The sequence below is a fragment of the bacterium genome, assembly GCA_040755795.1.
Lineage (GTDB): Bacteria > UBA9089 > CG2-30-40-21 > CG2-30-40-21 > SBAY01 > JBFLXS01.
Window position 1 is genome coordinate 1 of sequence record JBFLXS010000126.1, and the last position, 9,730, is coordinate 9,730.

Here is a 9,730-nt window from a genome sequence, read left to right on the forward strand (position 1 = left end):
TATCGTTACCGAAGGGCTGCGCCCTTCGGTAACGGCGGATGTTGAGCTTCGCTCAAACGATTCGTTACCTCGGGCGCTGACTCGCCCTCGGTAACAAATCGTTTGAGTTGACTTCCAAAATGAGCTTACGAGCAAGCTCGAAGCTCATTTTGGAAGCAACTCAACATCCGCCGTTAGGCATATTTGAGAAATAAGCCATGAAGAATAATAAAACAGATGAATTCTACGATATTGCACTTTCATTTGCTGGAGAAGATAGGAAGTATGTTGAAGAAGTTGCAAATCTTCTTAGATCAAGAAAAGTAAACGTATTCTATGATCAATTCAAAAAGGTAGATCTTTGGGGCAAAGATCTTTATCAATATCTTAGCGAGATATATCAGAATAAGGCTGTTTATACTGTTATTTTTATTTCCAAGCATTACAAAAGTAAACGCTGGGCAAATCACGAGCTAAAAAGTGCACAGGCCCGTGCATTAGAAGAAAATGAGGAATATATATTGCCTGTTAGATTCGATGAGACCGAGGTACCTGGGATTAGAAAAACAACAGGATATGTAGATTTAAACTCAACAACTCCAGAGGAATTAACCTCTATGATCTGTCAAAAACTTGATAATATAGCGAAGTATTTTACAGATCTAAGGTATATAGACGATATTAGTTCCCTATACGAGTTTTCTTTAAATAAGCTTTTAGCAATTATAGGGTGGTGCTATAGAAATAGAAAATATCAAGAGGTGATTAAGTTAATCAAAAAAATAGATTTCTACCTTCAGAAGAAGATGCAGTGGACAAAAAGGAAAAAGTATCTATATATGGCTCTTGAGGCTGCAAATAATTTAGGGCAAAAAAGTCTAATTGTTGAGTTTAAGGGAAATATCACAACAATAGCTATGCATCAGGGGGATTTTGATGAATCGTTTAAACTCTGTAAAGAAATCGTTGATATTGCAGAAAAACATCATGATAATAATGAGCTCTTTTATGCGTATCATGCTATAGGGAGAGTTTATGAAGCAAAAGAGGATTATGAAAAGGCTAAGGACTTTTATAAGAAGGCACTGAATATATCAAGAAACTTCTTATCTCAGAGAAGCTCATCAAACACGATTCATGAGTTGGCAGTGGTCATGTATCGAATGGGAGAATATAAAAAAGCTGAGGAACTTTATAAAGAGGCTATAGAAATTGCAAATATGACAGGTTTTGATTTCATTAAAGCATGCAGTTTACATGGGCTTGGACTCCTTTATCAATATAAAAGCTCTGGAATGCAAAATATAGAGATGGCTGAAGACTATTATAATAAGAGTCTTGAAATAAAGAAAAAATTAGATGATCAGGAAGAAATAGCTCGAACTGAATACCAGTTGGCAGATTTGTATTATGAATCAGGCAAATATAAGGATGCATTAAATCTCATTAAGCATTGTGTAGAAGTTTTTGAGAAAACAGAGTCTCGCTATCTTGGGCAGGCAAGAGCTTTAATGTTGCAGATATCAGAAAAATGTGGTTAAGCGAATATAAAACCTGTGGCTAACCATATCATCAATACGGATAGATAAGAATTGCTGGTTATGGCAAGTGTTAGGCAGTAAGGAGGATACGTTATGAATTCCAAAGTAAACTTAATAGTTGAAGAGGTGCTATTCAATGTAGAGCATAGGCACTGGGTATTCACTATTCCAGCGTGCCTGCGATGGTGTTTCAGATTCCATCGCAACTTACTTGGAGACTTATCCGATGTGGTGCTGATATACTTACCTACTACATGCAACAGATGACAGGTCACAAAGATCAAATTCCTATCACTCAAGAACAGCACCATCACTGCTCCAGTGCTCTCCTCTACTATCAGTGAATGCAGGCAGGAGGAAATTATACAATGAAGTCTTCCAGATATAATATTTTTGTGGATTGTCCCGAGACGGGAGAAGTAGCTCTCTATAACACACTTTATGGGAGTCTTACACTTTGGAGCCATAATGAAATAGGAACTGTAAAGCATATTCTTGCTGAACCTAATCAATTTTCAGAAGAAAATGTAATAAAGGCTGTTTTGATAGAACAACAGCATTTGATTGATGATTATACGGATGAAATAACAATTATTGAAAATCGTAAAATTTCAGGGATTAAAGATGAAAATCGCCTTGATGTAGTTGTCATGCCTACGCTTGAATGCAACTTTGCTTGTGTTTACTGCTATGAAACTCATCGTCCATCCAAAATGACAGATGAAACTGAGGCAGCCATTAAGAAATGGATAGGGAGAGAACTGCCAAAATACAAAGTGATTATGTTGCATTGGTTTGGTGGCGAGCCCTTGTCAGAGTATCAACGAGTTATATCTATTTCTCAGTACGCTACGGACTTGGCTGACAAGTTAGGGGTATCTTGTTTCAAACATATTACAACAAATGGCTACTTGCTAAATAAAAAGCGATGTAAAGAACTAATTAATACCGGTATCTATGATTTCCAAATTACGGTAGATGGGTCTCCTGAAATTCATAACCAACTGCGGATTTTAAGGAACGGGAAGGGAACTTTTAAGAGACTATTTGAAAACATTAACATGTTGGCCCGAACCGATGAACAGGTAAAAATTTCACTTCGAGTTAATTTCAATCACAATAATCTACACTCAATTCCATATCTACTTGAAATGTTTCCGATGGATGTACGAGCACATCTGCGGGTAGTGTATGAACCCATTTTTGGTCATTGTTCCCTGAACGCAACGGATAATCTGCCATCTAAGGAGATCTCCGAAGCAATGATCAATTACTACAAACTAGCAGCGCAGCTGGGTTATGATGTTGTGTTAGGACAAGCCAGCCAGCATATCTATACTGGTAAGTTGGTCTATTGTTTTGCAGAGCGAGAAAATCAATTCATCATCAACTATACAGGTGATGTTTACAAATGTAGTGTAAGCCAATTCAATCCTAAAGAGAGAGTAGGTTATATTCGCACCGATGGCATGTTCATTAAACAAGATGACCAATGGAATCAGTGGGTGGATACAGATGATTTGTTTGAAGAAAAGTGTTACTCTTGCGTTTACTTACCATTATGTATGGGTGGATGTCGAAAGACACGATTGCGGCAAAAAGAGACAGGTAGCTATTGCTCGCTGTTTCCCACTAATACATCTTATATCCTAAAACAGGTAGCCTTTGGACAGTTTGAAGATATAATACGGCGAGAAAGCGAGTTGTAATATTAAGTTTGAAGTGTTTTTAAGTTAAGTTCGGTAATGGTTTGACTATTTTATGCTAAAGGAGGTGATATCGTAGTGAAAGTAATCGCCAAACCCAAAAAGGAAGAAGAAGTTTTAGCCTCAGTCAAAAAAGATGCAAAAGATGAGGAAATCCTCAAGAGTCTTGTCACAAAAGCAGAACATTGCGTATGTTTAGTCACGCGTTGTGCTAGTGGATAATTCTGGGTATAGGGGGCAGTTGCTATTCTGAAACTTACCCACATTTCTGAATAAAATTGGGCAAAAAAGAGTATTTTCTATCTCAAAATGTAGTAGAATAGTAGGGTCAGACCTCCAAAGCGGAATTAAGCGGGAGTGAAACTTTTGCCTAACAAATCGCTGAAGCTGACGGCGGGCAAGCCCGCCGCAGCTTAGCTCAATCGTTAGGCGTAATATAAATAAATATGGAATTGCACAAGCTGGTTGAAAGTATCATCATTCAATTATCCAAGTTGGATCAAAGTAGGAATTGGAAGGGTGAACTTAATTGGCAATGGTTAGGAGCAACAGATCGATGTTGGCGTTGCGGTAAGGTTGCTGGTGAAGAAGTAGAAATTGGAGCATTGGAGCGGCATCATATAATTCCACGCTCAGAAGGTGGATTGGATACAGATGACAATAACTCTTTACTCTGCGGGAATTGTCATAATGTTGTACACAGGCGTCACATGGGAGTCATCGGCTCGAAGCAAACCCGAGACAAAGAGTGGCGAAGTGTTTTAAAATCAAAGAGTGTTTGCATAAGCCAGAAAATGCCTGATATAAAGCATGCCTTAGGAAAATGCACAAAGTGTGGCAGTGCTGGAAAGATCATAGGTGTTTCGGAAGGATATTGGACTAATAAAGGAATGGTGGTGTTTCTTGAGTGTGAGGATTGTAGACACCTCTTCGCTATTCCATTTCTGGATACAACAGCACTTGATAGTTACGATTAATAACTAAGAGCGCCTAACCCATCGCTGAAGCTGACGGCGGGCAAGCCCGCCGCAGCTTAGCTCAATCGTTAGCTAACAATTAAGGAGGGTTAAGAAAGTGAATAGAAACGAGGTTAGTAATATTAGTCTAATGTCTTCTTATAGGCTTTTGCCAAGGTTGGGTGGATAAGATGGCGGGGTTTGATGAGATTAGTAGAAAACCAATAGATTGGCATATAAAATGCCTTGAGACCCTAAAGGATGATGTTAAAAGGGAATTAAGGGGTATTAGGATAGAAAGGGCAGTTGACTTCTCAGATATATTTGTCTATATGTATCCTAATAAGATGGACAAGGTATGGATTTCAAGTGAGCTTATCCAGTTTATGTTTAATAATAGGGCAAACTGTAGGTTTATCCTCCTTCCAGGGGCTGCCTGGGAGATTATAAGGCACATTAAAGGAAGTAGAGAGATTAGATTTAAAGAGGATTTGGACTATAAGAAGTTTATAAATAGCCACTATGTAGATAGATTTATGAAGGCATTTCTTAATAAAAATCCCAGAGAGATTGAGAAGGCTTATAGGGAGATGGAAGAGAATTGTTCTCTTATCGGATTCCTTATAAAGGCAGGCATAAGGAGATGGATAGGTGCTCCCATCGACAGAATAACAAAGCTCATTCAATCTAATACTTTAGTTTCTGCAGACACCTTGGTCAACCTTAAGTCCTCAGGATGTAACAGGAATATTTATGAAAGGGTATTAAAGGAGCTGAATATAAGGAGGTCTTCTATTCTGGATGAGGTCTCAAACACGGTTGATGCCCATAACTTTGCCACGGTCTATGCCTTGAATGAAGCCTATGGAAAAAGGCATTACTTTAATGTTGTAACCAGCTCATCCATTCCTTCTTATGCCTACAGCCAGGTAAGATGGCAAGGAGGTTTTCTTCATAGAAGCTCTGTTGATGTTGCCTATTATGTAGAGACAAGGTATAGTAAGAGGTCTATAAGGGAGATTGAGGATTGTATAAAAGAAAATGAATCTTTAAGGAAAAAGGAAGGTGGTTCAACTCCGATTGGAGAGCTTAAAGGGTATGACAGATTTCTCTCATTCCTTGAAGAGACATCTAAGGTTCCTCAAGAGAATATAGAGAGGGAACTTCCCATAGAGGAGGTTTATAGGAGCCTAAAAGATGAAGAGAAGTTTTGGAACAGGGTCAATGAGATTGGAGAGCAATACAAGGAAGTGACAGAAAAAGCCAATACCATACTTAAGGAGTTCTTGCCATACGATCCATATGTAGATTCATACGAGGATTTTAAAATGGCTCAGGAGAGACGCTTCCAGATATGGGAAAGGAGGAGGTCAATAAGGACATGAAAGAAGAATTTACCCAAGAAGAAGAAAGGGCGTTGCTTTTGGAGATGATTTGCACCATCTATTCAAACTTTGACAATATAGAGGGATTGATAAGGGAGATAATGGATAAGAGATGGTGGAAGAAGGTTTTGGCTGATGAGAGTTGCCTTATGATATTTAAAAATGGAGACTATGAGAGCATACTCCCCTGCATTCACTATAATAGAAAAAAGAAGCATTGCTGGGATGAAGAAAGTGCAAAAGGACTTTTTGAGGAGGCAAGGGATAAGGGAATCCCTCTCTTTCCCGATAAATGGTATCTTCCCGAAATCAAGTCTAAGGCTATAATCCCCCTAAAAGATTCCAGAGATAAGGTGATAGGGCTTCTTAACCTTAGCAGTAAAGATAAGGATGCCTTTAGAGAAGGTGATGAAAAGATAATGCAAATAGCCATTCATACAGGAATTGTCATTGGAATAGGAAATGGATATAAAAGAAGATTAATAATGCTGTCAAGAGTAAGCGATGAGCTGATGAGGAATCTTGAGAACCCTGAGCTATTAGACATTATGGTTAAGATTATCAAAGAGATATTGCAGGCAGAGGTATGTTCATTGTTTTTGGTCTCTGAGGATAAAGAGCACCTCGAGTTAAAAAGGGAATATGGCTATCCCGTAGGGAAAGAGCGGATATTTAAACAGACACCACCTCTTTTGATTACAGATGGAGAAAAAACAGGGCTTCCAGGATATGTTGCCTCAACTCAAAAAACCATTCGCTTGGATAAAAAAGGGATAATGGAACATCCATCTTGGAGTGGTAATGAAAGAATATCTTCCTTAGAATATCTTAAATCAGGAAAGTGCTTTTCCTTGATGGCTACACCCATTAAAAGAGGGGATGAGCTTCTTGGCGTTCTAAAGGTTGAGAATAAATTGGATAAGGATGGCTATCCTGAGGGGATGAAATTTTCAATAGAGGATGAGATATTACTTCACATCTTCTCTGATAAGATTGCCTTATCCCTTGAGATAGCGGATTCAATCAGAAAGAGAAAGGAGGCAGAAAAAATCACAAGGTCTTTTATAAGGGCTACCTCCCATACCCTAAGGACACCAATGCATACAGTCCTTGACTGCTTTGACCAATTGGAGGAGGAAAAACCCGAGCTTGAGGAAAATGAGTTATTTCAGGTTCTAAAGCAGGAAACCTATCGCTTTGCAAGGCTCGCCAAAAACCTCCTTTATCTCTCTAAACAAGATACAAAGACCCTAAGATTCATCAAGGAGGATTTTGATATTGGTGAGATAATAAAGAGAATAAGGGTTTTATTCAAAAGGTCATTTCTTACCCAAAAAATAGAATTTGTCTATATTCCTAAAGGGGATACATCCCTCTATGCAGATAAGGATGCGCTTATGGATGTATTCATAAACCTTATGGCAAACTCTGTTCATGCTATTAAGTGGAAGGAAAGGGGATTTGGTAAGATTATGATAGACGTTAAGGATTCTAATGGATTTTTGAATATAGAGGTAATAGATGATGGGGTTGGGATGGATAAGGAATTCAAAGAGGCTATGAAGGAGGCAAGGGAGAAGAAGGGAAGGATGGGCTTGGGTCTTAGGGTGGTAAAGGCAATTATAAAAGGCCATAAGGGGAAAATATATCTAAAGGATAATCCAGAAGGGGGAGCTATATTTGGTTTCACCCTTCCAAAGCCAAAGGAGGGAAGATGAAAAAGAAAATCTTGTTTGTTGAGGATGATTACGGAGATAGGTTTGTTCCTAAAAGGAAGCTTGAAAAAGAGGATTTTGAGGTTGTGGTTGCTGAAACAGTAGAGGATGCAATAGATCTGGCAGAAAAGAAGAATCCTAATCTTATACTCCTTGATATAAGGCTTCCTCAAAGAAAGGGAATGAAGGGAAAGATGGATATGGAGGGAGGGTATAAGGTTGCAGAGGCCCTTAAGGATAGAAAAATACCCATAATCTTTACCAGTGTCTATGAGGATGAGGAGGATATAAGAAGGGGGATGGATTTAGGGGCAATAGACTTCTATATAAAACCATTTAGCACAAAGGCATTAGTAGAGAGGATTAGGGAGATACTTCAATGATTGAAGATATTTTAGCAGAAAGGCTTGAGATTGCCTATGAACAGTTATCTGCAATTAGAGAGATTCATAAGGCCCCAGTAAATCTTAATATTAAGGAATTATATGAATTGGGATTGAATAAAGCTATCAAATTATTAACGGGAGCGAACCCAAACAAAGGCTTTTTTATGGATAAGGATGAGGTATCAAAAAAACTTGAGGGAAGAAGAAGGTATAAAAAAATCATTGAAGATGTTATCAAGAAAAAAAAAGCATTCTGGGACAATAGGTTCTTATGTATTCCATTGATTGCTCAAGGAAGAGAGGTAATTGGGGTAATTATCCTTGAAGGGTTTCCTGAAAAGCCCTTTACTTATGATGATGTAAAAATATTACTTCCTATTATCTCTTCTTTAGCAAATGTTATTCAAAATATGAAATATGCACAAGCTCAGCTTAAGAAACAGTTTGGTGATAAACTGGGGGAGGAAATATATAATGATAAAAGTAAGTTAGAACCAAAATACTTAGAAAAAACCACTGTGCTCTTTGCGGATATAAGAGGTGCTACAAAGCTTGTGGATTGTCTCTCCAAAGAACCAACTCTATTTTCTAAGGTTATGCAGGATTTTTATGAGAAAGGAAGGGAGATTATTTTAGACCATTCTGGAATAGTTGATAAATTCCTGGGTGATGGACTAATGGCTATATTTGGGGTAAATGATGAACAACCCTATGGAATAAATGATGAGAATCCTCCATCAAAGGCTGTACTTTCTGCATTAAAGCTGGAAGAATGGTTTGATAAGGAATTTTTTCCAAAGTGGAAAGATGATTTTATTAAGAAACTGCACAAATTTGAAGATATAGCCCTTGGAATTGGTATTGCTACAGAGGATTCAATGGTTGGCAACTTTGGAAGGGGAGAGCTTATAAATTTTACCTCCCTTGGTAAGTCACCAAGCTTAGCCTCTAGAATCTGTGATGAAGCAAGGGAAAAGAAGAAAAGAAAGCCAAAAAGCATTATCTTGATTGATGAGGGAACAAAGCAGTATCTTCCTGAAGGATTTGAGATAGAGCATTTTAAGGATATTAGCCCCAAAAATATGCCACATCGCTATCCTATCTACAGGATTATGGGTGTATAAGGTTGATGTTCTATACCTTCCATCTGAATTAACGAAAGTAGAAGGACACTATGTTAGGCACAGAGGCACTTAACGGGTTGAGTTAGGGTCAGAATACAGAAATAAGAAGGAAAGAAAAAGATGGCAAAGCATAGTTTTTACTTAACAAATCGTTGCAGCAGACGGCGGAGGAGCTAACTGGTTTTCAAAAGTTTGAGGTTTATCAAAGTTTTATCTTGCTATCAAACTTTTGTGGTAATCCTCCCCGCCGCACCTGAACTTTATCGTTAGAATAAAAAAATAATCACACAAAGACACAAAGTCACAAAAGAATTGAATAAAACAATAAACCTTATGTGTTCTTTGTGGCTTTGTGTGAGAAAATAAAAAGAGATATATTATGGGCAAACCGTGAATGTGGAATGCACAATAATTCGGTGAGGCAGAGGAAAAGGAAAAGACAGCGAATGAGAACTTTTGTCTAACCCTGCGTTGCAGTTGACGGCGGAGGACTGTGCCGTGGTCAGAGTTTTGTGGTCTCTCAAAGTTTTATCTTGCTATCAAACTTTTGTGGTAATTCTCCCCGCCGCACCTGAACTTTATCGTTAGAATAAAAAAATAATCACACAAAGTCACAAAGGAATTGAATAAAAAGAATAAATCTTTGTGTGCTTTGAGGCTTTGTGTGAGGATATAAAAGAGAAATTCTAACCATTCGCTGCACCTGACTGCGAGGGGCTGTGGCGTGATTGAGATAGTTTTGTAATTTCCCAGAGTTTTATCTTGCTTACAAAGTTTAGTGGTAATTCCCCCCTCGCAGCAGGTGAGCTCAATCGTTAGGCAATGATGCTTTATAGTTTTATGGCATACTAATAAGTGGAGGAAGAAAATGGTTAAAACATTAGAAGCAGTATTTGATGGCAAAGTATTGCATCCTGAGGGACCGATAGATTTACAGC

At 38.2% G+C, this 9,730-nt stretch carries 9 protein-coding genes; all 9 read left to right on the forward strand.

All coding sequences use genetic code 11. From position 1 onward, the window contains the following. Positions 1-197: 197 nt before the first annotated feature. The 9 genes from AB1414_09570 to AB1414_09610 all read left to right on the forward strand — a co-directional run bounded on the left by AB1414_09570 (position 198) and on the right by AB1414_09610 (position 8,792). Positions 198-1,520 (forward strand): tetratricopeptide repeat protein, encoded by a 1,323-nt coding sequence (locus tag AB1414_09570; protein ID MEW6607682.1) that lies wholly within the window; start codon positions 198-200, stop codon positions 1,518-1,520. Positions 1,521-1,613: 93 nt separating this feature from the next. Next, positions 1,614-1,787: a hypothetical protein gene (locus tag AB1414_09575; GenBank protein ID MEW6607683.1), complete on the forward strand. Its 174-nt coding sequence runs from the start codon at positions 1,614-1,616 to the stop codon at positions 1,785-1,787. A gap of 101 nt (positions 1,788-1,888) precedes the next feature. Further along, a complete protein-coding gene (locus AB1414_09580; GenBank protein MEW6607684.1) occupies positions 1,889-3,229 on the forward strand; it encodes a radical SAM protein in 1,341 nt (446 codons plus the stop codon). 75 nt (positions 3,230-3,304) lie between these two features. Continuing rightward, positions 3,305-3,448 (forward strand): hypothetical protein, encoded by a 144-nt coding sequence (locus AB1414_09585; GenBank protein ID MEW6607685.1) that lies wholly within the window; start codon positions 3,305-3,307, stop codon positions 3,446-3,448. 224 nt (positions 3,449-3,672) lie between these two features. Further along, on the forward strand, positions 3,673-4,203 hold the full coding sequence (locus AB1414_09590) for an HNH endonuclease signature motif containing protein (protein MEW6607686.1): 531 nt from the start codon (positions 3,673-3,675) through the stop codon (positions 4,201-4,203). Positions 4,204-4,568: 365 nt separating this feature from the next. Next, positions 4,569-5,567: a hypothetical protein gene (locus AB1414_09595; protein ID MEW6607687.1), complete on the forward strand. Its 999-nt coding sequence runs from the start codon at positions 4,569-4,571 to the stop codon at positions 5,565-5,567. Further along, complete coding sequence (locus tag AB1414_09600; protein MEW6607688.1) at positions 5,537-7,285, forward strand: GAF domain-containing protein; 1,749 nt, start codon at positions 5,537-5,539, stop codon at positions 7,283-7,285. The genes AB1414_09595 and AB1414_09600 overlap by 31 nt, the downstream gene beginning before the upstream one ends. Next, positions 7,282-7,665, forward strand: a complete 384-nt coding sequence (locus AB1414_09605; protein ID MEW6607689.1) for a response regulator — start codon at positions 7,282-7,284, stop codon at positions 7,663-7,665. Before AB1414_09600 ends, AB1414_09605 begins: the two co-directional genes overlap by 4 nt. Beyond that, on the forward strand, positions 7,662-8,792 hold the full coding sequence (locus AB1414_09610) for an adenylate/guanylate cyclase domain-containing protein (protein MEW6607690.1): 1,131 nt from the start codon (positions 7,662-7,664) through the stop codon (positions 8,790-8,792). Before AB1414_09605 ends, AB1414_09610 begins: the two co-directional genes overlap by 4 nt. Positions 8,793-9,730: the final 938 nt, after the last annotated feature.

Excerpts from the sequence above, each read along its gene's own strand:
- AB1414_09570 (MEW6607682.1), top strand. The coding sequence starts at position 198 with ATGAAGAATAATAAAACAGATGAATTCTACGATATTGCACTTTCATTT.
- AB1414_09575 (MEW6607683.1), top strand. The coding sequence starts at position 1,614 with ATGAATTCCAAAGTAAACTTAATAGTTGAAGAGGTGCTATTCAATGTA.
- AB1414_09580 (MEW6607684.1), top strand. The coding sequence starts at position 1,889 with ATGAAGTCTTCCAGATATAATATTTTTGTGGATTGTCCCGAGACGGGA.
- AB1414_09590 (MEW6607686.1), top strand. The coding sequence starts at position 3,673 with ATGGAATTGCACAAGCTGGTTGAAAGTATCATCATTCAATTATCCAAG.
- AB1414_09595 (MEW6607687.1), top strand. The coding sequence starts at position 4,569 with ATGTTTAATAATAGGGCAAACTGTAGGTTTATCCTCCTTCCAGGGGCT.
- AB1414_09600 (MEW6607688.1), top strand. The coding sequence starts at position 5,537 with ATGGGAAAGGAGGAGGTCAATAAGGACATGAAAGAAGAATTTACCCAA.
- AB1414_09605 (MEW6607689.1), top strand. The coding sequence starts at position 7,282 with ATGAAAAAGAAAATCTTGTTTGTTGAGGATGATTACGGAGATAGGTTT.
- AB1414_09610 (MEW6607690.1), top strand. The coding sequence starts at position 7,662 with ATGATTGAAGATATTTTAGCAGAAAGGCTTGAGATTGCCTATGAACAG.